The organism is Desulfosporosinus sp. BICA1-9 (assembly GCF_000802135.1).
On the sequence record NZ_JUEE01000204.1, the window covers coordinates 1 to 22,225 of the forward strand.

25 protein-coding genes and 3 pseudogenes are annotated in these 22,225 nt (G+C 41.2%); 26 read left to right on the top strand and 2 right to left on the bottom strand.

Annotated features, from left to right (window positions below; all coding sequences use genetic code 11):
* Positions 1 to 248: 248 nt before the first annotated feature.
* From JL57_RS25035 to JL57_RS25140, 24 genes and pseudogenes are all read left to right on the top strand, one after another.
* Positions 249 to 539, top strand: a complete 291-nt coding sequence (locus JL57_RS25035; RefSeq protein WP_034144627.1) for a CC/Se motif family (seleno)protein — start codon at positions 249 to 251, stop codon at positions 537 to 539.
* Positions 540 to 668: 129 nt separating this feature from the next.
* Entirely contained in the window at positions 669 to 2,129 is a 1,461-nt protein-coding gene (locus JL57_RS25040; RefSeq protein WP_034144628.1) for an ATP-binding protein, read from the top strand.
* Positions 2,130 to 2,217: 88 nt separating this feature from the next.
* Positions 2,218 to 2,628 (top strand): hypothetical protein, encoded by a 411-nt coding sequence (locus JL57_RS25045; protein WP_034144629.1) that lies wholly within the window; start codon positions 2,218 to 2,220, stop codon positions 2,626 to 2,628.
* 525 nt (positions 2,629 to 3,153) lie between these two features.
* Entirely contained in the window at positions 3,154 to 3,660 is a 507-nt protein-coding gene (locus tag JL57_RS25050) for a hypothetical protein (RefSeq protein WP_034144630.1), read from the top strand.
* A gap of 21 nt (positions 3,661 to 3,681) precedes the next feature.
* Positions 3,682 to 4,434, top strand: a complete 753-nt coding sequence (locus JL57_RS25055; RefSeq protein WP_034144631.1) for a cytochrome c biogenesis CcdA family protein — start codon at positions 3,682 to 3,684, stop codon at positions 4,432 to 4,434.
* Between the two features lie 63 nt (positions 4,435 to 4,497).
* A complete protein-coding gene (locus JL57_RS25060; protein ID WP_034144632.1) occupies positions 4,498 to 4,692 on the top strand; it encodes a hypothetical protein in 195 nt (64 codons plus the stop codon).
* Positions 4,693 to 4,865: 173 nt separating this feature from the next.
* Positions 4,866 to 5,858: a hypothetical protein gene (locus tag JL57_RS25065; RefSeq protein ID WP_034144633.1), complete on the top strand. Its 993-nt coding sequence runs from the start codon at positions 4,866 to 4,868 to the stop codon at positions 5,856 to 5,858.
* Between the two features lie 18 nt (positions 5,859 to 5,876).
* Positions 5,877 to 6,341: a cytochrome c maturation protein CcmE gene (locus tag JL57_RS25070; protein ID WP_034144634.1), complete on the top strand. Its 465-nt coding sequence runs from the start codon at positions 5,877 to 5,879 to the stop codon at positions 6,339 to 6,341.
* A gap of 30 nt (positions 6,342 to 6,371) precedes the next feature.
* A complete protein-coding gene (locus JL57_RS25075) occupies positions 6,372 to 8,390 on the top strand; it encodes a heme lyase CcmF/NrfE family subunit (protein WP_034144635.1) in 2,019 nt (672 codons plus the stop codon).
* Entirely contained in the window at positions 8,387 to 8,863 is a 477-nt protein-coding gene (locus JL57_RS25080) for a cytochrome c-type biogenesis protein CcmH (protein ID WP_034144636.1), read from the top strand. Before JL57_RS25075 ends, JL57_RS25080 begins: the two co-directional genes overlap by 4 nt.
* A gap of 44 nt (positions 8,864 to 8,907) precedes the next feature.
* The gene (locus JL57_RS25085) at positions 8,908 to 9,189 is read left to right on the top strand and encodes a hypothetical protein (protein WP_034144637.1); all 282 of its coding nucleotides are present in this window, start codon (positions 8,908 to 8,910) and stop codon (positions 9,187 to 9,189) included.
* A gap of 46 nt (positions 9,190 to 9,235) precedes the next feature.
* The gene (ccmA, locus tag JL57_RS25090) at positions 9,236 to 9,940 is read left to right on the top strand and encodes a heme ABC exporter ATP-binding protein CcmA (RefSeq protein ID WP_034144638.1); all 705 of its coding nucleotides are present in this window, start codon (positions 9,236 to 9,238) and stop codon (positions 9,938 to 9,940) included.
* Positions 9,937 to 10,611 carry a heme exporter protein CcmB gene (locus JL57_RS25095; protein ID WP_034144639.1) on the top strand — a complete coding sequence of 225 codons (675 nt, stop codon included), beginning with the start codon at positions 9,937 to 9,939 and terminating at the stop codon, positions 10,609 to 10,611. Before ccmA ends, JL57_RS25095 begins: the two co-directional genes overlap by 4 nt.
* Before the next feature lie 3 nt (positions 10,612 to 10,614).
* Entirely contained in the window at positions 10,615 to 11,307 is a 693-nt protein-coding gene (gene ccsA, locus JL57_RS25100) for a cytochrome c biogenesis protein (protein WP_034144640.1), read from the top strand.
* Positions 11,308 to 11,354: 47 nt separating this feature from the next.
* Entirely contained in the window at positions 11,355 to 11,501 is a 147-nt protein-coding gene (locus JL57_RS35500; RefSeq protein WP_291300542.1) for a CcmD family protein, read from the top strand.
* 71 nt (positions 11,502 to 11,572) lie between these two features.
* The gene (locus tag JL57_RS25105; RefSeq protein WP_034144641.1) at positions 11,573 to 12,205 is read left to right on the top strand and encodes a Fe-S-containing protein; all 633 of its coding nucleotides are present in this window, start codon (positions 11,573 to 11,575) and stop codon (positions 12,203 to 12,205) included.
* Positions 12,206 to 12,277: 72 nt separating this feature from the next.
* A complete protein-coding gene (locus tag JL57_RS25110) occupies positions 12,278 to 12,907 on the top strand; it encodes an isoprenylcysteine carboxylmethyltransferase family protein (protein ID WP_034144642.1) in 630 nt (209 codons plus the stop codon).
* A 304-nt stretch (positions 12,908 to 13,211) separates the two neighbouring features.
* On the top strand, positions 13,212 to 13,619 hold the full coding sequence (locus JL57_RS25115; protein WP_034144643.1) for a hypothetical protein: 408 nt from the start codon (positions 13,212 to 13,214) through the stop codon (positions 13,617 to 13,619).
* An 87-nt stretch (positions 13,620 to 13,706) separates the two neighbouring features.
* Positions 13,707 to 13,964, top strand: a complete 258-nt coding sequence (locus JL57_RS25120) for a heavy metal-associated domain-containing protein (protein WP_366557097.1) — start codon at positions 13,707 to 13,709, stop codon at positions 13,962 to 13,964.
* Positions 13,965 to 14,246: 282 nt separating this feature from the next.
* Entirely contained in the window at positions 14,247 to 14,582 is a 336-nt protein-coding gene (locus JL57_RS25125; RefSeq protein ID WP_291300548.1) for a HAMP domain-containing protein, read from the top strand.
* Between the two features lie 154 nt (positions 14,583 to 14,736).
* Entirely contained in the window at positions 14,737 to 16,140 is a 1,404-nt protein-coding gene (locus JL57_RS25130; protein ID WP_034144645.1) for a C40 family peptidase, read from the top strand.
* Between the two features lie 193 nt (positions 16,141 to 16,333).
* Positions 16,334 to 16,468: pseudogene (locus JL57_RS36660) on the top strand (hypothetical protein); the annotation flags it as partial.
* 372 nt (positions 16,469 to 16,840) lie between these two features.
* On the top strand, positions 16,841 to 16,996 hold the full coding sequence (locus tag JL57_RS35510) for an aspartyl-phosphate phosphatase Spo0E family protein (RefSeq protein ID WP_291300544.1): 156 nt from the start codon (positions 16,841 to 16,843) through the stop codon (positions 16,994 to 16,996).
* Positions 16,997 to 17,088: 92 nt separating this feature from the next.
* Positions 17,089 to 19,335 (top strand): copper-translocating P-type ATPase, encoded by a 2,247-nt coding sequence (locus tag JL57_RS25140; protein ID WP_291300545.1) that lies wholly within the window; start codon positions 17,089 to 17,091, stop codon positions 19,333 to 19,335.
* Positions 19,336 to 19,968: 633 nt separating this feature from the next.
* On the opposite strand, the gene JL57_RS25145 is transcribed toward JL57_RS25140, so the two are convergent.
* On the bottom strand, positions 19,969 to 20,682 hold the full coding sequence (locus tag JL57_RS25145) for a class I SAM-dependent methyltransferase (RefSeq protein ID WP_291300546.1): 714 nt from the start codon (positions 20,680 to 20,682) through the stop codon (positions 19,969 to 19,971).
* A 212-nt stretch (positions 20,683 to 20,894) separates the two neighbouring features.
* Between JL57_RS25145 and JL57_RS36665 the strand changes: the two are divergent.
* Positions 20,895 to 21,137 (top strand): annotated as a pseudogene (locus JL57_RS36665) (transposase zinc-binding domain-containing protein); the annotation flags it as partial.
* A 14-nt stretch (positions 21,138 to 21,151) separates the two neighbouring features.
* Entirely contained in the window at positions 21,152 to 21,538 is a 387-nt protein-coding gene (locus JL57_RS25150; RefSeq protein WP_291300547.1) for a transposase, read from the top strand.
* A 171-nt stretch (positions 21,539 to 21,709) separates the two neighbouring features.
* Here the strand turns inward: JL57_RS25150 and JL57_RS25155 are convergent.
* Positions 21,710 to 22,225: pseudogene (locus JL57_RS25155) on the bottom strand (hypothetical protein); the annotation flags it as partial.

Genomic DNA, 22,225 nt, shown 5'->3' on the forward strand with positions numbered 1-22,225 from the left:
CAGAGGTAACACCTGAGGCAGCAGAAGCAGAGGCAACACCTGAAACTCCAGAAGCTCAGTAAAAAGATAAAAATGTAAAAGTAACGAAAAGGGTCAGCTTTAAAATTATCGCTGGCCTTTTTTCTTGTTAGAGTACCTATGTTTTAGTGGGAAGTTAAAGGCATAGGTGGAGGTTAGAATATAATGCTCCGGGAAAAACTTATCACTAGCGAATCAGTTTAAATTTAGGTAAAAGGGGAGGGAAAACAGTGTTGAAAGTCGATATTGCGCCGGAAGCGGCACGTTACATTCAAAGCAAAGGTGGAGAAATAATAATCTTTCGCGGCACCCTGTCGGGATGCTGCGGAGGCACGTTACCAAGTCCAGACATGGAACTTGGGCATCCACGTCGTCCACTGGACAACTACTCTGTAGAAAACCGAACGGGAATAACCCTCTATATCGATAATGAGTTAAGTGCTTACAATGGTCGGGCTGAAGTAACCCTGGGGAAGAACCTTTGGTGGAGTTCGTTATCATTTAAGTACTACGAGGATTAAAAAAAACGATGTTCGAAACGGTTTTGAATTTGATAAACTGGCAGTGAAGGCCTGAGCGTCAAGTGCGGGATAAACTTTGGCAAGCTCGAACTCAAAGTGCAGACGAAGATTGATGAAGTGGGGATGAGGATGAAGTCAAACAGCATTGTAACAAAGCTTTGGATAGTGATAAATATCCTCACATTAATCGTCATTGGGGTAGCTGGGATTCTTCATATGAGCATTATGGATAAAATTTACTACGATGTACAATTTAAACAATTAACATCTTTAGCTAAAAAGGTGGCCAACTTTACTAGCACTGAAAATGACAGTCTGGCGATGGATTTAAAAGTAAAACTAGCTTCTGATTTAATTGAAGGAAATATCATGGTCTATGACAAGAATGGTATTGTCCAAACATTTGAGGGTTTTGCTAAAAGTACCAAAGACACATCCTTAGTACTTACTGATCCTACTTATAGTCCTTTAACTGAAGATGATATAAAAAAGCTGTTGAACGGAGAAACGGTTTTTAACAAGGGTAATAACCCCTTCTTCAATACCCAGGTTCTTACGGTAGGTGTTCCGGTGACGGATCCCCAAAGTTCGATAGGGGCGGTCGTAATTCATGTTCCAATCGAACCATTGGCCGGGCAACTAGCTGTCTTTAAGACGATCACAGTTTATTCGACTGTGGGTGGGCTCGCCCTCGGAATAACTCTCAGTTACCTCTTTTCGAAAAAGGTGTCCGAGCCATTACGCAGCATGAGCCGGGTTGCTCTGGCGATGGCCAACGGAGACTTTTCCCGTCGGATAACTATTAATACCAATGATGAAGTCGGTCTTCTGGCCGATTCTTTGAATACAGTTTCCGGTCAACTCCAGGAAAAGCTGGCCCAACTGGAAAGATTAGATCAGACGCGTAGGGAGTTTGTTTCCAATCTATCCCATGAAATGAAAACTCCGTTAAGCATTATCCAAGCCTTTACAGAAGCTTTACAGGATGACCTTGCTGTTGATGTCAATGAAAAAAATTCTTACTTAAATAATATTTATGAAGAAACTGCACGTCTCAAACGTTTGATCACAGATATCTTAGATTTAAAGAAAATGGAAGAGGGATATGAAGATTTTAAAATGAATTATGTTGACCTAAAATTACTTGCTTCTTCCGTGCAAAGTAATTTTAGTACGCTGGTTGAAGAAAAAGGAGTTAAGTTGATATTTCACATAAGCAGAAAAACTCCGCTTGCTTGGGGAGATAGTGATAGGATTAAGCAAGTATTTATCAATCTACTGGATAACGCCATCCGCCATACTCCTAGAGGGGGAGAAATTGTAATTACCATAGCTCACAAGGCTGATAATGTGCTGATTGAAATAAAAGATTCAGGCATAGGGATTGCGTCTGAGGATTTACCGATGATTTGGGAGAGGTTTTATAAAGGAGACAAATCCAGAAGTCGATCCCAGGGTGGGACTGGACTGGGATTAGCCATAGTCAAGAGAATTATCGAAACCCATGGAGGCCACATCAGTGTCTGGAGTAAACCTGGTGAAGGAACAATGTTTACGATTATCTTACCAAAGAAAATGGTGGTACAGTAATTTTCATGAGAAATTCATAGCTTTTTCATGAGATCCTCGAATTAGAGAGTTACACTGAGGATGTAGAAGTAACTAAGGAGGGTCACATATGAGCAAAAGCGAAGTAATTCTGGATGTAAAAGCAAAAAAGGATAGAGGCATAATCAAAGCAATTGGTTCAGTTCTGTTTGCAATTATAGCTTCTTCCCACCACTGGGTTCATACTCTTTTGATTGCATTGGGTCTAACCACTCTAAGCTCAAGTCTATTATCACTATCTCCGTCAACAAAGATCATCTTTTTACTTGTCTCCCTCGTTGTTTCAGTGTGGTTTATTCTTGTTGCTAAACGTAAGTGGAGTTATGACCGTCCTTCAGCGTGGGTGTATCTTATATCTTCCATTATCTCGATTATTTTGGTTATTACATCCTTGCCGCAAGCGATCTCAGCCGTCATCCCACCATCTCAGCAACAGCAACAACAGCAGCCGCAACAACAGAAAGATATCCACGGGCATTAATGTGCTTTAAGACTTATTGCATTCCTCCCTCTTTTGTGGGAGGAATTTTGCTATTTAATATAAGTTATCCATACATCTTACGGTTCCGCAACAATATGTTTTAAAATTTTGGTATTCTGATCCTCTATACTTCGGATCCTTAAGTCAGCTTTAGTAATATTCTCGACTGTCCTACGGTTAATATGTGGACCTATTATTCGCACGGTTAGAGGATCCAAGAGATCCATCTGCGTCGTTGTCTTAACTTGGAAGTCGCGAGGCCAGCAGGTGCCTAGAGGGTAGGCTAGAAAAGGGCAGTATCTTCACAGGGAGAAACTGCCCTTTTGGCATTTGGTAAGGATTATACTATTCATGTTTATGTCTAGAACAAATTTAACGAAAAATAGTTATTTTATTCATAGGAAATTCACAACTCATTCACAGCTTAGTCGGATTGTGTAAGTATTATTAGGGATAGTAAGACAAGTTGCTAGGGAGAAATGTCTTGGATGTAGGAATTTTGTTATTCGTAAAGGGGAGAGACGATTGAAGGTAAGAGTACTTGCAGCTGCGTTAATTATTATTTTAGGGGCAGGTGTTTGGTGGGGTCTCCAAACAGTTGAAGCTACGCAAAATCAAGCGCAGCAAGCTCCTAATACAACCAGTATTAACAACTCTGGTTCTTCCAGCCCTTCGGTCGCTGGCTCGGAGAGTGCACCGCTATTTGATACCCAAGGAGGAGTAGATGTTACCGTTACCTGGGAAAAAGAAGGTTCAAATTCTTCGATGCAGAAATTTGCGGTATCGATGAGCAATCATATGACCAATCTGGATGATTTCGATTTTACTGAGAATACTGAACTAAAGATTAGTGGAACCACTGTGCCAGCTGTCGTTAAAGTTTTAAATAAAAGCGGAGAAGGTCATCACGTTTCGGCTGAAATAGGAGTACAAAGTACAGATTTAAGTGAACTGAAACCCGGCAGTCAGGTTACACTTGTCATTAAGAATTTAGTCAGAGTTCCGATGCGTAACTTCACATGGGTTTACTAAAACCGAGAGCAGGGTGATTCATTGACTACGTCGTTATTAGCAATTGCTTTTGCTGCTGGAATTCTTTCTTTTCTCTCGCCCTGCATCATTCCGATGTTAGGAGTCTATTTTTCTCTGATTACAGGGCTGACTTCTGATCAACTTAAAGAGACGGCTATGGACGCACTCCTGCGTCGCCGAGTTCTGAAGAATACCCTAGCCTTTATCGGCGGTTTTACTCTGGTGTTTACTGCTGCCGGAGCTGCTGCGGGAGAGCTTGGTGCAATACTCAGTAAATGGCAGTTCGTGCTTAATATTTTGGGTGGCACAGTTGTCCTTATCTTATCGCTTAAGCTTTTGGGCGTTTTCAATCTGTCGTTTCTTGCTAAATTACACTGGGAACCAGCCTTCTACGAAAAGTTAAGGAATAAGGCTAAATACAGTGCTTGGTCATCCTTTGTTGTCGGCTTGTTGTTCGCCGTTGCTTGTTCCCATTGCATTGGCCCGACTCTCTACTCTATTCTAGCTTTAGCAGGCACTACTCAAAATCCGTTCAGCGGAATGTTAGTTATGTTTATTTTTTCCGTAGGGCTGGCTATTCCGTATATGATCGCAGGGATGTCATTTAATTGGGTTATGAAGAGTTTGCAGAGGGTGCGTCGCTGGCAAATTGTTGTTGAACGGCTAGCCGGCCTCCTAATGCTTTATATCTCGTATGTGATTTACGCTGACAAATTGACTCAACTGACGGGTTTCTTGGCTAAGTTCCTGCCTCGTTTGCCTCTGGGCATGTGAACACATTTATCGTTTTGTGGGTTTAGTGGAAGTGAATAAATTACTTTGGGAGGGAATTGAAAAATGTGGCAATTTATCAGTCAAAATTGGTGGGTTTTCTTGTTCATCGCTATAATGCTCTTTATGCATCGGCCAGGGGGAGCGGGTTGTTGTGGCGGTGGGAAGAAACATGGGCAACGGCACGATAGTCCTGAGAAAGATCTACAGGATAGAAGTACAGGTGACGCGGGTTGCTGCAGTGGTCATAAGAGCAAATAGGCTTTAAGTTAATTTTTCGTGATGCTATGTTATAAAACATTTCCTTTTTGACCAAGGGATAGGGTAGCCCTCTATCCCTCTTTACCTGAGTTTAAGCCACATCTATTGGATCGAGGTTCTAATCTAGGGCATTAAGGAATGGACAACTTCACAACACAAGGAGAGATTAACAAGTGAAAACAAATACAAAATTGCTTTTAACGATAGTTTTACTTCTCCTAAGCTTAAGTATAAGTCACCTTAGCCCTAATGTTGCGTGGGCAGAGAGTGGTAGTCTAAAGGCCACAAACTTTCAAGTAGACGTCAAACCAGAATATGATGCCCCAAGAACGTTAGTAATTTATCAAGGGGACTTCATTAATCCTGGCACTGAAACTATAAAGAAAGACACCCTTATTTCCTTTATCATCCCTAAGGGAGCGGAAATAGGTATGGCATGCGAAATTACTGACCAGGGGGGTCATGACTGCCAGCCGTATACTACTCAGGATCTAGACGATAACAAAGTGAAGCTCAGTTGGAAAATCACCAAAGACATCGCTCCCAACCAGAAGTATCCGGCCTATTTAGAATTTTATTACGATAATGGTTCGGCTGCTCCAAACAAGACGTTTAACTACATATTTTTTCCGACAGATGATATAGATAACTTGGATTTAAACATTGTAGCCCCGAAAAACGCTAGTAATTTTGTCACGACTCCAGCTGCAAGTATGACTGGGAAAGATTCTAAAGGGTTGGATAGATTTTCCTTTAACTATAAAAATCAGACGCCTAAAGATAATGTAGCTGTCAAAGTTGACTATACCAAGCCGGATAATAAACCAAGCTTCGACCAGCCACAAATCGGTGAGAGTAACCCTCAAAGTTTATCACCGGGATGGAATAGTCAGCTTAGTAAACCGGAGGTCCTAATCCCTATCTTGTTGTTTGTTGCTATCTTGGCCGGTATCCTAATCTTAGGCCTCAATAGGGATAAGCAACCTGCACAGGGTACTTATAAAGGGACCGTAGCCAAGAAAAAAGGGCCAGTATCTAAAAAGCTTAGTAAGGCGGAAGCTGGAAATCAAGAAAAAAGGAAACTTCGGCAAATGTTGCTAGATGGCAAGATTGATGTGGACACTTATAACCAGCTCTTGGCCGAAATTAAAGAAGATAGTAAGTAGTATACTGGAGGCGTGTAAATGAGACAAAAAAACCTTAAAGTAACTGCTGGCATCCTTATAATTGTGGCCGCTGTTTTCTACTTGATAGTTGCCGGGTTTAGCACTGCTAATGCAGCTTATTATCTAAAGGTAAGTGAAGCTATCAATGGTAGTGTTGATCCTGGCAAGCATTACCGTATTGAAGGAAAAATTGATGTCACTACGGCAACCTTTGACGGGAAAAGTAACCCGGTCGTACTTAAGTTTCAGATCTATGATGAAAACTCTCCCGACAAGAGATTGATAGTGATTTATAACGATGTCAAACCCGATAATTTCCAAGAGGCAACCGGGGCTGTAGTGGAAGGTAAGTTCAACAAGGATGGCACTTTCCAGGCCGATAATCTTAACCTCAAGTGCCCTTCCAAATATGAGCAGGCAGACCAATCTCAGCAGGAGGGTGCGGTTACTAAGTTTTTAAGATCGCTAGGACTAAAGCGGTAGCAATAATCAAGATCGGAGTGATGTACGCAAATGGCTGAAGTAGGCTATTTTTCAATAGTTTTGGCTCTGGTTTTGAGTATATATGGAATGATCGCGTTCCTAATGGCCATTCGTACTAAGAATCAAGCCTTATTGGGGAGCGCTAAAGGTGCAACTTTAGCAGTGGCTTTTCTCAGCACTGTGGTTAGCTTAATCCTAATCTTCTTTCTCATGAGTGGAGATTACAGCATCAAATATGTTTATGAATACACAAGTCGTGATTTACCGGGCTTCTATCGATTTTCTGCTTGGTGGGCGGGAAATTCCGGTTCTTTGTTGCTTTGGCTGTTCCTACTATCTTGGTATACGGTAATCGTTGCCTATTCGCGTAAAGGAAAGCTGATGGCGCCTTATGCCAGTGGAATTTTACTCTTTAACTCAGCCTTTTTTCTCTTTGTTCTAGCGTTTTTGACGAATCCCTTTGAACGGGTTAGTGGCTGGTACCCAGGAGCTATAGTAAGTGCCGGAGCAGGTATGAATCCGATGCTACAAAACCCAGGCATGGTAATCCATCCGGTCACTACTTACCTAGGCTACGTCGGGTTTACCATACCCTTCGCTTACGGGATGACGGCACTGATTACCAAAAATGCCGGAGATGAGTGGATTAGGATTACTCGTCGTTGGACGATCCTAGCCTGGCTATTTCTAAGTTTAGGTAATCTCTCAGGAGCGCAGTGGGCTTATATGGAGTTAGGTTGGGGTGGCTACTGGGGTTGGGATCCGGTGGAAAACGCTTCCTTACTACCATGGTTAACCGGTACTGCATTTCTCCATTCTGTTATGATCCAGGAGCGCAAAGACATGCTGAAGGTATGGAACTTAGCGTTGGTTACTATTACTTATGTGCTCACCCTATTTGGAACCTTCTTGGTGCGCAGCGGCATACTAACGTCTGTTCATGCTTTTGGCAGTAACGAATTAGGGCGATATTTCCTAGTATTTACTGTCTTGATGTTGGCTATTGGTATAATCTTGATTGTTAAACGGAGTGCCTTCCTTACCCAGGGTCGCTCGTTCGAGGCCTTCCTCTCTAAGGAAAGCAGTTTTTTAATAAATAACTTAGTACTAGTTGGCTTAGCTTTCGCAGTCTTGTTAGGTACGATTTTCCCGATAATTTCTGAAGCCGTCCGGGGAGTAAAAGTCTCAGTGGGAGCGCCTTTCTTTAATACAGTCAGTGCTCCTTTAGGATTAGCTTTGTTTATTCTGATGGGAATCTGCCCGTTAATTGCCTGGCGCAAGGCGACTCCAAAAAGTTTGCTCGACAATTTCCTGCTGCCTACAGTTCTTACAGCAGTAGCTATACTGGACATATTCCTTCTAGGGATTAGAAAACCCTATGCTTTAGCCGGTTATGGGATAGCGGCATTTTGTATTTCTACTATTCTACTGGAGATTATCCAGGGAACGCGGGTGCGGAAGAGATTAACCGGGGAGTCTTTCCTGATGGCTATAGTTACTTTATTAATGCGCAATCGACGGCGTCACGGGGGTTATATTATTCACTTGGGTATGGTGCTAATGTTGATCGCAATTACGGGTTCTCACACTTACAATCTTGATTTGACCAAAACTGTTAAGATCGGGGAAACCCTCGAGATAGGTTCCTACAAATTGACTTACAACCATTTATCCCAAAAAGATCTGGGTGATTCACGTCAAGTTGTCTATGCCGCGTTGAGCGTCTATGATCGGTATAGCGGCCGTCTGCTCGGCGTAGTGGAACCACAGAAAGTTTTTTATCCAACCTCAGATCAACCCTCTACTGAGGTTGGACTACGCACGACTTTAAAAGAAGATCTGTACATTGTTCTGGCGGATTGGCAAAAGGATAGGAGCGCGACCTTCAAGATTTTTATCAATCCTTTGATTGCCTGGCTTTGGATTGGAGGCTATGTCCTGATCTTCGGTACGATCTTTGCACTTTGGCCCGGACGCGGTAGTCAATCTGGGGCTCACTACCTTCGAAGGCAGGATGTCATTAAGGAGAGGGTGGAGGGGGTAGTATGAAGAGATTGGGATTAGTGCCAGTTATCATTGTCTTGTTCGCCTTGTTGTTTTCCCCTATAACGGCCCATGGCAGCGAGACTTGGGAAACACGCCCTATACCTTTGGATGTGGAAAGTGGGGTAATATGTGTTCTTGATGGCTGTATGATGAATTTGGCAGTCTGTGAAACGTTAGCTGCCGAAAAATTAAGGGGCGTTATCCGAGAAAAGATGTTCAAAGAGGGTTTGGATAAGAAACAAACGTATGCTTATCTAGCAGAGGTATATGGAGACAAAGTGTTGGCTTCACCGCCCAAAAGGGGATTCAATTGGATTGCTTGGCTTGGACCGTTTGTGGCCACTATTGGTGGGGGTGCATTTATTTACCTGGGTTTAGAAAAATGGGTTGGTTCATCCCTAAGGGAAGAAGAAGTTGCCCCGCTTAATCAGGAGGATGCTCGTCGTTTAGACGAAGAGTTAAAGAAGTATTTATAAGGTAGTAAACCCTATATTAAAGGGTGTTTTGGAGGTTGAAACCTTTGTATGCAGTTTTAATACTTGTGTTATTGGTGTTGGTATCCTTGACGTTGATTGGCTATCCCATCTGGAAAGGTCATGGAGATGAAGGGAAGCAAGCAGAATGGTTGAGTCCAACGATGTTAACGGAAAAAGATGTAATTATGAGTACCTTAAGTGAAATTGAATTTGATTATCATATGAAAAAGCTATCCGAGGAAGACTACCGATCTTTAAAAAATAAGTATGCAAACGTTGCCTTGGCTATCCTAGATACAGAGGATACCTATGCTGAGGAGGAATAGTAAAACTGAATTGAGGCAAATCGTGTAATTCAAGGGGATGAAATGTTTGATTATAACCCGGGGCCTAACAAAAACAATCGGTAGTAAAAAAATTTTAAAGGGAGTTGATCTGGAAATCGCCCCTGGAGAATTCGTTACTTGTTTTGGGCCTAATGGGGCTGGTAAAAGTACGACCCTAAAAATTCTGGCTATGCTCAGTAAACCTTCTGGTGGTCAGGTACTGATTAATGGTCAGGACGTAAGGGAAAACGGGTCAACTCTCCGATGTAAGATAGGAATGATATCTCATAATTCATTTCTTTATGATAACTTAACGGCGCGAGAAAACTTAGAGTTTTACGGAAGAATGTATGAAGTGCCAGACTTAAAGCGACGGATTACACAACTACTGAATGAAGTGGGATTGTCGTTTGCGGCTGGTGAGCCAGTCCATAGTTTCTCTCGAGGTATGCAGCAGAGACTCTCAATTGCGCGCGCACTAGTCCATAATCCTTCCATTTTGTTAATGGACGAACCCTACACTGGATTGGATGAAATGGCTAAAGGGATTTTAAATACAATTTTGAGTCAGTTATCCCAAAGTAAACACACAGTTTTTCTGATTACCCATGATTTTGAGCAGGGTTTGGAACAAAGTGACCAGGCTTTGATTCTAGTAGGCGGTCGTATCGCCTACTCCTGCAATCCCCGAAGGCTAAAGAGAGAAGAGTTCAGACGTCGGTATTTGGAGCTTATAGGAGGAGTCGAATGAGCTTCATCAGGAAAGTGAGAATTTTACTTTGGAAAGAAATTAGAAGTGAGCTACAGAGTAAGGAAATGCTGAGCACGATGATAGTATTCTCCTTATTGGTGGTGGTGGTTTTCGGATTTGCTATTGATTTAAACAAAGAATTAATGAGCAAGGTCTTGCCGGGGATCATTTGGATTACCATAATTTTCGCCGGGATATTCTGCCTTAACCGATCGTTCGCTGCGGAAAAACAGAATGACTGTTTGTATGGGTTGATGCTCTGTCCCCTAGATCGTAGTGCTATTTACGTTGCTAAAACGATCATGAACCTCTTGCTCATGGTTATTGTAGAAGGTGTAACAGTTCCTCTATTCTTCATTATTTTCAATTACCCTGGACCACAGCAGTTAGGTTTGTTTGTCATTGTCCTTCTGCTGGGCACTTATTGTTTTATGGCTGTGGGTACCTTTTTAGCGGCTTTGTCTTCAGCGACAAAAGCCGGAGAGATGCTTATGCCAATTATGTTGATTCCCTTAATTGTGCCAGTATTGCTTAGTGCTGTGATTGTTACCAAAGACAGTTTTGGTCTTGTGGGAAGCGGTACGGATCTATTTCTTAAGATTCTGGTTGTCTACGGGGTGGTCTTTACTGTATTACCTATGCTTCTCTTCGATTATTTGCTGGAGGTGTAGTCTATGACTGAAAACACGCGCACTAGTCTAATAGAAAAGGTATTAGCGTGGTCAACGTTTCTTGCCGTGTTTGTAGCTCTATATTTAGTACTAGTTTATGCGCCCACAGAAAAAACGATGGGTGATGTTCAACGAATCTTTTATTTTCACGTTGCTTCGGCTTGGGTCGGAATGATGGCCTTCGGAGTTGTTTTTGTTGCCAGTATCGCTTACCTGCTAACTAGGCGAACGAACTGGGATACCTATGCTTATACGTCTGCGGAAATCGGTGTAGTCTTCACAACCATCGTTTTATTGACTGGCCCTATCTGGGCTAAACCCATTTGGAATGCCTGGTGGACGTGGGATTCACGTCTCACCACTACTCTGATCCTATGGTTTTTGTACCTGGCCTATGGCAAGGTTCGCTCGGCTATTGGCGAGGAAGAGAAGAAAGCACGTCTCGCTGCAGTATTTGGCATCTTGGCTTTTGTGGTCGTGCCAATTAATTTTTTTGCCATTCGTTGGTGGAGAACTATGCATCCCGGCGCTCTGGTCACTTCGAAAGGAATTGGATTAGCTCCTGACATGATGCTGGCTTTCTTTGCCAGCCTGTTCGCTTTTAGCTTATTGTACTGTTATTTTATGATGCGGAGTGTCCGTATTGAAAGGATGAAAGCAGAGATTCGTCGGTTAAAAGAGGGACTGTTTAATTAAATCAAGGGGCGGATAAGAAATCAAGAATCGCAAACGGGGGTGCAATCATGGATATATTGTTTTATTTATTTCTTGCCTATTCGATAATTTGGGTGTTAATCTTCGGGTACAGTTTGCGTCTGGGTAAAAGACAAGACAAACTCCAGAAAGAGCTTGAACTATTAAAAGAACTAATTAGCAGCAAATCTTCATAAGGTGCCCAAATAGTTCTTCGACGGCCTTAAAGTAGACTCTCCATTATATTGAGAGGAAGGAGGAAACCGGCATGGCTGATCTGGTAGGGAAGCGGGCTCGTTTAGAGGCGCTAGAATTAGAAAGTAAAAAACGGCGGAAATTGGTCTTGATTAGTCTTTGTACATTGTTGGTAGTGGGGGTAGTAGCTATTGTACTCTCAACCAAAGAGGCAATTCCCGGATTTGATGACAAATACTCAATAGGAAAAAGTGTTAATTATACGGATAAAACCATTGAAATGACTGAGGTAAAGGCAGAGATTAATAACGGCCAAATTAAACTATCTTTTAACGACTTAGAGAAAAACAAAATTCTTTACGCTATGTATGATCCCAATTTTGATATAGGTAATGGTCAGAAAGGGTTGCCTGTGATGGCTTATTTATCCCCAGCGGGTAGGGTGATGGTGGCTAGCAGTTTTTGCGAACCATGCTATTCCCGTAAATTCCACATCGAAGGGGATGTATTAGTGTGTAATGTATGTTTTACCCGTTGGAGTCTCGCCGACTTAACGGGATTAGGTGGTGGATGTACTAAGTATCCACCTCAAGAATTAAATTATTCTGTAGATGAGGAAAACGGCAAAATCGTTATTAATGAAGACGATCTTAAAGACTGGAAACCGCGGGATTATGACGCTTCAACGACTTCGAATATGAACTAACTTAGTAAAGCTTCGCCAATACGGCGTTATGGATTAACCTAAGGCAATTACAAAAATAAGTAGGTGAGTATCTTGTATCAATACGGGTTCTGGTCAGTTGTCATAGTCAACTCACTGGTATTTATTATTTTTGCGTTTAGTTTCGTTAGACCGAAAAATGCTATTGACTGGCGTGTATTTGGTACTTTTTCGGCTTTTATTGTCGCACTTTTTACGGAAATGTATGGGTTTCCTTTAACTCTATATATGCTCTCAGGTTGGTTAGGACGCAAATACCCCAGCTTCGCCATACCATCACATGACTCAGGGCATCTCTGGTTCAGTTTGCTAGGGCTCAAAGGAGATCCTCATCAGTACCCGATACACACAATTAGTGATTGGTTAATTATAGGGGGGCTCGTATTTCTTGCTATTACCTGGGGTTTCTTATACCGGGCCCAACGAAAAAACAAGATTGCCACAACTGGACCGTATTATGTAATACGACATCCCCAGTACGTTGCGTTCATCGCTATCATGTTTGGATTCCTCCTCCAGTGGCCAACAATTTTGACTTTAGTCATGTTTCCCATCTTGGTAACTATGTATGTTAAGTTAGCAAAACGTGAGGAGGCAGATTCAATCGAGAGATTTGGGGAAGAATACTTGGGATACGTCAATAGAACAGGTGGGTTTTTTCCAAAGCTGAAAATAGAAAAGTAAACGTAAGGTATTAATTGAATGTAAGTTAGTTCCTGCATTAGTGTTCAATAGAATTATCGAAAACCATGGAGGCCACATAAGTGTCTGGAGTAAACTAGGTGAAGGAACAATATTTACGATTATCTTACCTACAGAAAAGAAGGTGTTTGGAGGGGTATCGGTATAAACAAGAGCCTTTCTTCATGGGAAATTCACAACTTTTTCATGAGATGATCGTATCCCAGAGTTACACTAAGGACATGGAAGAACAACAAAGCCAATGAAGCAAAAGAGTAGAATGAAGATTTACAAGGGGGTATTAACAATGACAAAATTCAGTAAAAAAATCACGGTAATCGCAGGAACCGCAATATTGGCAGTTGGGCTTATGGCTATACCGGCTATAGCTGGAACGACCCAACAAGAAGGTAAAGGATGGTTCGGTCAAATGCAGGGATTTATGCAAAATACCTTTTCATCGGAGCAGCATCAGACGTTGATGAATTCGACGACCATGCAAAATCTCCATAATTCAGAGGGGATGCAGAATGCCATGGAAACAGGGGATGTTAAGGCGATGCAAGATCTTATGAATTCAGACCCGAATGTAAAGGCCCAAATGGGGCAAGATAATCTTGATAAAATGAACCAATTTATGAATAATTCTGGAGGGAACATGATGACCAACGGAAATGGTGCTACCAGTTCTGGAAGTGCGATGGTGAACTTTTAACACCGTTTTTACTGGAGCCGCGATGGTGATGTTCAGAGCCGGTAGAGACAAGAACTTAAAATTGTAGTAAAAAAGGAGCGATACAAAATGAGTGGTTGCTGTGGACATTCGAATAAAGGTCATTCCGGAGGAAATACCATGAATCCCCAAGATGGGATTGTCTTAAAAATTGAGGGGATGACATGTGGGCACTGCAAGAGTTCCGTTGAGAAAGCGTTATTGAAAGTTCCTGGTGTTACTCAGGCAGAAGTCGATTTAGCTCATAAACAAGCAGTTGTTATAGGGACGGCAGATCGTTCAATGCTTGTTAAGGTCGTAGATGATGCTGGTTACAAGGTCATTTAACTATCCGTAACTTTGCACAGATGCCGATGGTATTGGACGATTGAGGGACCATGAATAAAAAGAAGTAGATCAAGTGGCTGGGGATTTAATCCTCGGCCACTTTTTAGTGCGATCATAAGGTGGATGGCTTGCCTACCCCCAGCGCGATTATGGTCACTGACATAAAATTCCATATAGAAATAAGAAAAGCTCAGACCGATTAATAAGGTCTGAGCTTTTCGTCATCTCTTCAAGTTGAAATAATCCAGTTACGTTAAGAAAAATTAGAATAGTGCCACCGCTATAGGTTATTTTTTCTCCGGCTATTTAACCCGGTCGATGCATCTTTTGGACACAGGCATGGGCAAGATTCAGTCCGGTGATTTTACCACCAGGGTTCATTTTACTGGTACAGACGAATTTAGCTATCTGGCTCTGGGTTTTAATGATATGGCACAGGGGTTGGCCAATCGAGAAGCAGTCATAAATGAGCTTACCTTCGGCCTGGAGCAAAAAGTTAAAGATAGAACTAGGGAATTGGAAGAAGCAATAAAACAATTGCAAATGACTCATAAAATCATTCAAGAAGAAATGGTGTTGGCCCGGAGGGTACAGCAAAGCTTAATCACCCAGCAGTGAGTTGTCCAATCCTCCCTCGTTTTTAGAGGAATGTTTTTATATAACGTAAGGTAATCCCAAAACGTTCATAACTTCTTCACATCCATCTTTTAAAATGTTAATAAGTTGTATTTGAGTTTTTACAACATTTCTGATCTTAACTCGGAGGTAGATAATGAAAAGGTTGAAGGTTAACATGCTAGGACACGACATTATCCAATGGATACAAAAAATACCATGGAAATCACCAAAAGTAATCGGAAGCTCGTTGGTAATATTATTGATGCTAGGGGGAGGGGCATATTATTACCAGTCCACAACTTCGGTAGCATATATCATAATTAACGGGGAAACAATTGGGATTGCTCCCAATGTTGACAGTGCACAAAACCTTATCGATAAAATCTTGGCCGATAAGGGAGCCGCTTTAGGTGTCACAGCTAAAACAGATGACAAGATTGAGTATTCCACTGGACGATTATCAAATGGTGACTTAAAGCTACTTTCTGAAGAGAATCTAAACGAAAAGTTAGCAGTTTATATCGAAGGAAATGAGCTAACGGTCGCTAATAATCCGATCTTTGTTCTTCCTAGTCAGGAGGAGAGTAATAAATTATTAAAATCCTATCAAGAAATTTTTGCTCAGTCTGATGAGACAAATCAGGTTACCTCCGTATCATTCCAGGAAGAGATAGGGACAAACACGGTAAGTGTTTCTCCGGAAAGAGTTATCACTTATGAACAGGCTCTGGAAAAGCTTAAGAGGGGAAATGTGCAGAAATCTAACTATACTATTCAACCCAATGATTCGTGGTGGCTTATTGCTCGTAAAAATGACCTCAAAATAAGTGAAGTTTTGGCTGCTAACCCTGGGGCAACGCCTTATTCAGTGTTAAAACCAGGTCAAACGATCAACATAGAAAAGGTTTCTCCGTACTTAACGGTTGTGAGTAAAGGGACCAGGACAGATAAAGAAATCATTCCGTTCGAGGAAGTTGAGAAAATCGACACAAACCTTGCCAGTGGCCAAACAAAAATAATCAAAGCAGGAAGTGACGGAGAAAAGGAAATCAAGTATATCTACGAACAAAAGAATGACAAAGTAATTACCAAGACGATAGTGGACGAGAAGGTTATAAAAGATTCTGTCCCCCAAGTTGTAGCCAAAGGGCCAAAACGTGAGCCAGTAGTTGTCGCCTATTCACGGGGAAGCGATTCGAGCTCATCGGCTTTAATTAGCCGGGCTATGAGTTTACAGGGAGTTCCTTATCTATGGGGTGGTACGACAAGAGCCGGTTTTGATTGTTCGGGTTTTGTTCAGTATGTATTTAAGGCATCAGGCGTTTCTCTCCCCAGAACATCGTTTGAACAGTATAAAGTGGGAACTCCTGTCAGCCGTGATCAACTTAAACCTGGAGATCTGGTTTTTTTTACCACCTATAAACCAGGGGCATCTGATGTGAGGATATATATGGGTGGTGGACGAACAATCGGTTCTGCCAGCGAAGGGGTAGGCATCCATAGTCTTTCTGAAAGCTATTGGTCCAAGCGTTATATTGGAGCACGCAGAGTTTTTTGATTTTAGTCGTTTCCAAAGATAACCCGATTCTCAATAAGTACAGAGAACGGGTTATCTTAAATTGTCATGCTATTTTTTGGTCGTATGTGATTTTACGCTGCCAAGTTGACTCAATTAACGGGTTTCTTGATTAAGTTTCTGCCTCGTTTGCCTTTGGGGTATGTAAAGAAGCCCCATGCGACAGGACATGGGGGCTAAAACAGCGCGAGTGATTCGCAATGGTGAAGAAGTAGAGATTGCCGTCGATGAGGTTGAGATTGGAGATATCGTGTTTGTACGACCCGGGGAAAGCATACCGGTCGACGGCGAGGTTACCGACGGTTATTCAGTGGGAGGAAAGATTATACTTTTAGAACATGTTCGAAGTGATAATCCATTATTGGGAAAAATAATGGATTTACTCGATCCGTTGACCGTGAAAATGATGGGTCCACACATCAATCGAAAGACTGTAGAAAATGTGAAAGCTGCAGGCTTGCACATCATTGAAATTGTAGATCAAAAACCAACAATCCTTAAACTAATCTTAGCCAGCCCTTAATATGGACGATTGTTTTAGTCAACCGTACAGAGTAGTTATACAGGGACTCTTCAGATATTCCCTAATATATAGCATTCATCGCGATTATGTTTGGAGTTCCAAAGCTGAGATTAGGAAAGTTAACGAAAAATTAATGTGTAAAATCTAAGGAGGATAGCTATGTGGCAAATTCTAAAAGAGATCGAAGAACAAAGAATAAAGTTGAACATCATCGCCGATCAGAAAAGTTCGCTAACTGACCCCATTGTTTTATCGGAAAGCGTCCAACTCGATATATTGCTGAACAAATATTATAGCCTAAATGCTTCTAAATAAAAATTATTTCTAAGAAGGATTTAGTATGCTCTATACAGAAAGAGTAAGAAGGCAGGTGAATTGACTAACTAATGTAGAAAGGGATGCATAGTTTGAATAAACAAACTGAAAATAGTGAACTCGTTCAACTAAAGTTGAACATCGAGTCTTCGGTGGGGGACTCTACCCCCACCGAAGCAGAGCCGGGAGTACCACTCCCACTTGTAGAAGTGGGAGTCTCACGATTGGATCAAAGAGATAATTCCAAAATCAACCACAAACAGATGGATCACAGTCATGTTGATCACCAAGAATATGAACCAGTAAGGCACAACAAGCATGGCGAACATCAAGAGAATCAACATGAAACTCAGGATCATACCACACATAAAGACCCAGAGCATGAAGGACATCATGATCATCATGCAATGATGGTAAAAGATTTTAAGCGAAGGTTTTTCGTTTCATTAATTATTATGGTGCCTATACTACTGCTATCCCCGATGATCCAGATGTTTCTGGGGGTTGATTGGAGATTTTCTGCAGATTCATACATACTGTTTGCCCTATCCACAATACTATTCATCTATGGAGGGAAACCATTTATTACAGGAGCCAAAGATGAGCTTAAGGAAAAGTCACCTGCAATGATGACCCTAATAGCCCTTGCTATAACAGTAGCCTATGTATACAGTACGCTTACTGTATTTGTTCTGAAAGGTAATGATTTCTTCTGGGAGCTAGCGACTTTAATAGTAATTATGCTTTTAGGTCACTGGATTGAGATGAAATCGGTTATGGGAGCATCAAAAGCTCTGGGAGAACTTATAAAGCTTATGCCTGAAGAGGCACATCTTATTAAAGATAACGGCGAGACTATCGAAATTCCTGTAAAACAGTTAAAAGCAGGAGATGCAGTTTTAGTAAAACCAGGAGAGAAAATACCAATCGATGGTTTGGTATATGATGGAAAATCCGAAGTTAATGAGTCAATGATAACAGGAGAATCCGTTCCTGTAGAGAAAGAAAATGGAAACGAAATTATAGGTGGTTCCATTAATGGAGAAGGGATTCTAAAATTTAAAGTAACAAGGGTCGGAGATGACACATTCCTTTCACAGGTTATTAGATTTGTGCGTGAAGCTCAAGATTCAAAGTCAAGTACACAGAAATTAGCCGATGTAGCAGCCAAATGGTTATTCTATATAGCTGTTATAGCTGGAACGATAACGTTTGCTTCATGGATATTCATTGGAAAGGATTTAAGCTTTGCCATAGAAAGAGCGGTTACTGTGATAATAATATCATGCCCGCATGCCTTAGGACTGGCAACCCCTCTTGTTAATGCAGTGTCAACGAGTATAGGGGCAAAAAGAGGCCTATTGATCAGAGATAGAACGGCCTTCGAAAACGCCCGAAAATTGAATGCAGTCGTTTTTGATAAAACAGGAACGTTGACTAAAGGGGAATTTGGAATAACTGATATTCATGAAATTGGAATATCTCGGGATGAACTGCTTTCAATTGCTTATTCAGTGGAATCAAACTCAGAACATCCGATTGCAAGAGGCATTGTCAAAGAAGGAAAGAAATTAAACCTTAAGATGAAGGAAGTTAAAAACTATCAAAACCTGCCTGGCAAAGGTTTAAAAGCAACTATAGAAGAGAGAGAAGTTATGGTTGTGAGTCCAGGCTATATGCGGTCTGAAAAGATAGCCTTTGATGAAAAACATTACGAGAAACTAGCTCAAGAAGGTAAAACAGTCATATTTGTGTTAGAAAGAAATTTACTGCTAGGCTATATTGCATTATCAGATATCATAAGAGAAACAGCTAAGGAAGCGATAGATACATTAAAGACTATGCATGTAGGATCCATTATGCTATCAGGAGATAATCAACGAGTTGCCTCTTATGTAGGGAACATACTTAACATGGATAAAGTCATTGCTGAAGTACTCCCTCAAGAAAAAGCCTTTAAAATTGATGAACTTCAAAAAGAAGGTAAGATCGTTGCAATGACCGGTGATGGTGTAAATGATGCACCGTCATTAGCTAAAGCAGATTTAGGGATAGCGATGAGTGCTGGTACAGATGTTGCTATTGAAACTGCTGATGTTATTCTTGTAAGAAGTGATCCTCTAGATGTAGTAACGATCTTGAAGCTTTCAAAGGCTACTTATAAAAAGATGATCCAGAACTTAATTTGGGCTACAGGATATAATATTATTGCACTTCCGTTAGCAGCAGGCGTCTTGTATAATCAAGGAATTGTTATAAGTCCAGCTTTAGGTGCAGCTTTAATGTCATTAAGCACTGTAATCGTGTCTATAAATGCAAGACTTCTTAAGATTGATTAAGCTTCTCTTTGACCTCACCACACTAGAACTCACCTAGAAATCGGGGCTCTGTCGTTAGAAGCGGAGATCAGAACTTAACTCTTACACAAGGAATCTGTTTCTTGATTCTACCAAGTAAATGCAAAAACTCTAAATAAAAGTGTCCGAGGATCTATTTCCTCAGTCACTTTTATCTCTTTAGTAAGTGGATTTGCCATACTTGGCCAAAGAACACCACAAAATGAGAATTAACAGAATGTAGAAAAAAGGCAGTGTCTCAACACAAAGACACTGCCTTTTTGACAATTAGAATTATTAATTTATCCCTGCTATATATGTCAATTTAATGATTAACAATATTCATGAGAAATTCACAACTCATTCACAGCATAATCGAATTAATCCAATATACTTTGAGACATAAAGTACAAAGCTGATCCATCGCGAGACTCACACTACTACAAGTGGGAGAGGAACCGCGGCTCCGCAGCTAGAGCTTGTGGAACTGGCTGAAGAGCCTGAGCTTGTGGAACCGACTGAAGAGCTAGATCCTGAGGTGCCGACTGAAGAGCTGGAAGTTCGATAGGGTTTATGAAGGTAAAATGTAAAGTAACATAAAGGGTCAGCATTAAAAATATTAACGCTGGCCCTTTTTCATCGCTGGCATTCCGTTATATAGAAGGGTAGGAGTATAGACTCAAATTCTGGATCCGACAGAATTAGTGCTGTTGTGATCAGATATTTTCTACCTCTTTCTAGAACCTTTTGCTTCACGCCAGTAAGGAGTTTTAAAATTTGGATATTCTGATCCTCTATACTTCGGATCCTTAAGCCAGCTTTAGTAATATTCTCGACTGTCCTACGGTTAATATGTGAACCTATCATTCGCACGGTTAGAGGATCCAAGAGATCCATAATCTTTCCTAATAAGGGATTATCACTTCGGACATGTTCTAGAAGTATGACCTTCCCTCTCGGTTTACAAACACGCTTAATTTCTTCTAAGCCCTTGATCGGATCAGGAACAGAGCAGAAAACACAGGTCGCTACTACAGTATCAAAGCTTCCTTCTGGAAATTGAAGGTTTTGTGCATCCATCTCTAGTAAAGAAACAGTAATCTTTAATTTCTGAGCCCTCTCCTTCGCCCTCTCAAGCATACCTGGACTTAGATCAATACCCGTAATATCACAATTGGGTGGATAATATTCAAGATTTTTTCCCGTTCCCACTCCAACTTCAAGAACCTTGCCCTTAACTTGTTTAAGTATCTTTTTTCTTAGGTCGGGTTTAATCATCCGATCCATAATATCGTAGAACTTTGAAGTGCGATTATATCTTTTGCGAGTTAACAAAGTCTCTTTGTCCATAAAAATCCTTTCTCTTTAGCTCTTTACGAAAAATTCTAACTCTAGTTAGTGTGACAAACATAAGATGATATTATTCCTCTCTCCACGGGCATAGCGTAAGGTCTTAGAACAAATTAAACAAAAAATAGTTATTTTATTCATAAGAAATTCACAACTCAAAGAGATATATTTTTCGATAAACATAGGAAACGTTCGCAGAAAAGCATAAAGAACATTTACGAGCCATCGTTATAAAAGAAGTAGAGAAATTTCATAGATGCGGTGATCTAAAAAATGGTTTTAAGCTTTTAGTCTGTGAAGCATGTCATGATGTGAAGATCGTGCCGTTTCACTGTAAAGGACGGTTTTGCACAACGTGTTCTAGTGGCGAGACAGAGGAATGGAGCAGAATGATAGCTGAAGAGGTCGTACAAGTCGATCATCGTCATGTTATATTTACCATCGACGAAGGCTAAGAGTAATCTTCCAGATGCATCGAGAACTCTTGAAAGACCTCAGGGATGAATCAGTAAAGATTGTTCAAGACTGGTTTAAGAAGAAACATAAAGTGACACCTGGCATAATAGCCGGTTTACATACCTTTGGAGCCCGAATGAATTTCAATCCACATGTTCATATGCTAGTAACCATGGGAGGGATGAAAAAACAAGAAGAATGGAAAGTCTACGACTTTATACCGTTTCCCATGTTAAGAAAAGAATGGCAGACAGTTGTCTTGAAATTAATACGTCGAACACTCAGCGAAAGTGAGAAGAAGAAAGTACAACACTTATTACAAAAGGCCTATAGCGCCAATGGAGAAGGGTTCTATGTTCATGCACCGAAACAGAGTTCCCGGTGCACCTTCATTTGTTAGCACAGTGTGGGGCAGGGATATAAGTTTGAAGTAATTGAGACTGAATAGGGATTTATGAAGAATATAAAGTACATGTGTTTGTACGGATGAACATTTTTCAAGGCTCAGAACATTTAATAGTTCTGAGCCTTGATATTTTCGTTCTGGAGTTTTGTATACTGTATCGGGGCCTTAACGCATCGTTTGATGTTCTCCAGAGCCATCTGAACTGCCTGAGTTATCTTGCATAGGTATTGGCATAGATTCTGACGAACCACCGCTCTTATGTTGGCTGCCAGGCATTGTGTATCCGGAAGATGTTGACTCTTCAGCTTTGTTGGGAAAGCTTTGACTTGATCCTGATGCGGAGGAATTCTTTGCTGGTGTACTCTCACCAGTCATCGGATTTCCCATTGAGTTAGTCATTTCCTCGTGCATCTCGCTTTGAGAAGATATGGCCATGCTCTCTTTCGGGAAAAGTGAACCTAAGGTGGTATTTGCCTCGGCCAACATATGAAGGGCATCTTTCGAATTAGAACCATCGGTAGTTACAATTAATCCTTGTTCCAGAATCCGCTTGTAAATCAGATAATGATTTACACTCATACCAAGGCTTTGAGCTGTTATTTGAGTTTTTTCATCTGTCTTACTAACCATCATGTTAGCAGAGATGTTTTTCTCAAGCATATGGCGTTCGATAGAGTCTCG

Excerpts from the sequence above, each read along its gene's own strand:
- JL57_RS25040 (WP_034144628.1), top strand. The coding sequence starts at position 669 with ATGAAGTCAAACAGCATTGTAACAAAGCTTTGGATAGTGATAAATATC.
- JL57_RS25045 (WP_034144629.1), top strand. The coding sequence starts at position 2,218 with ATGAGCAAAAGCGAAGTAATTCTGGATGTAAAAGCAAAAAAGGATAGA.
- JL57_RS25060 (WP_034144632.1), top strand. The coding sequence starts at position 4,498 with ATGTGGCAATTTATCAGTCAAAATTGGTGGGTTTTCTTGTTCATCGCT.
- JL57_RS25070 (WP_034144634.1), top strand. The coding sequence starts at position 5,877 with ATGAGACAAAAAAACCTTAAAGTAACTGCTGGCATCCTTATAATTGTG.
- JL57_RS25075 (WP_034144635.1), top strand. The coding sequence starts at position 6,372 with ATGGCTGAAGTAGGCTATTTTTCAATAGTTTTGGCTCTGGTTTTGAGT.
- JL57_RS25080 (WP_034144636.1), top strand. The coding sequence starts at position 8,387 with ATGAAGAGATTGGGATTAGTGCCAGTTATCATTGTCTTGTTCGCCTTG.
- JL57_RS25095 (WP_034144639.1), top strand. The coding sequence starts at position 9,937 with ATGAGCTTCATCAGGAAAGTGAGAATTTTACTTTGGAAAGAAATTAGA.
- ccsA (WP_034144640.1), top strand. The coding sequence starts at position 10,615 with ATGACTGAAAACACGCGCACTAGTCTAATAGAAAAGGTATTAGCGTGG.
- JL57_RS35500 (WP_291300542.1), top strand. The coding sequence starts at position 11,355 with ATGGATATATTGTTTTATTTATTTCTTGCCTATTCGATAATTTGGGTG.
- JL57_RS25105 (WP_034144641.1), top strand. The coding sequence starts at position 11,573 with ATGGCTGATCTGGTAGGGAAGCGGGCTCGTTTAGAGGCGCTAGAATTA.
- JL57_RS25115 (WP_034144643.1), top strand. The coding sequence starts at position 13,212 with ATGACAAAATTCAGTAAAAAAATCACGGTAATCGCAGGAACCGCAATA.
- JL57_RS25120 (WP_366557097.1), top strand. The coding sequence starts at position 13,707 with ATGAGTGGTTGCTGTGGACATTCGAATAAAGGTCATTCCGGAGGAAAT.
- JL57_RS25130 (WP_034144645.1), top strand. The coding sequence starts at position 14,737 with ATGAAAAGGTTGAAGGTTAACATGCTAGGACACGACATTATCCAATGG.
- JL57_RS35510 (WP_291300544.1), top strand. The coding sequence starts at position 16,841 with ATGTGGCAAATTCTAAAAGAGATCGAAGAACAAAGAATAAAGTTGAAC.
- JL57_RS25145 (WP_291300546.1), bottom strand. The coding sequence starts at position 20,682 with ATGGACAAAGAGACTTTGTTAACTCGCAAAAGATATAATCGCACTTCA.
- JL57_RS25150 (WP_291300547.1), top strand. The coding sequence starts at position 21,152 with ATGCATCGAGAACTCTTGAAAGACCTCAGGGATGAATCAGTAAAGATT.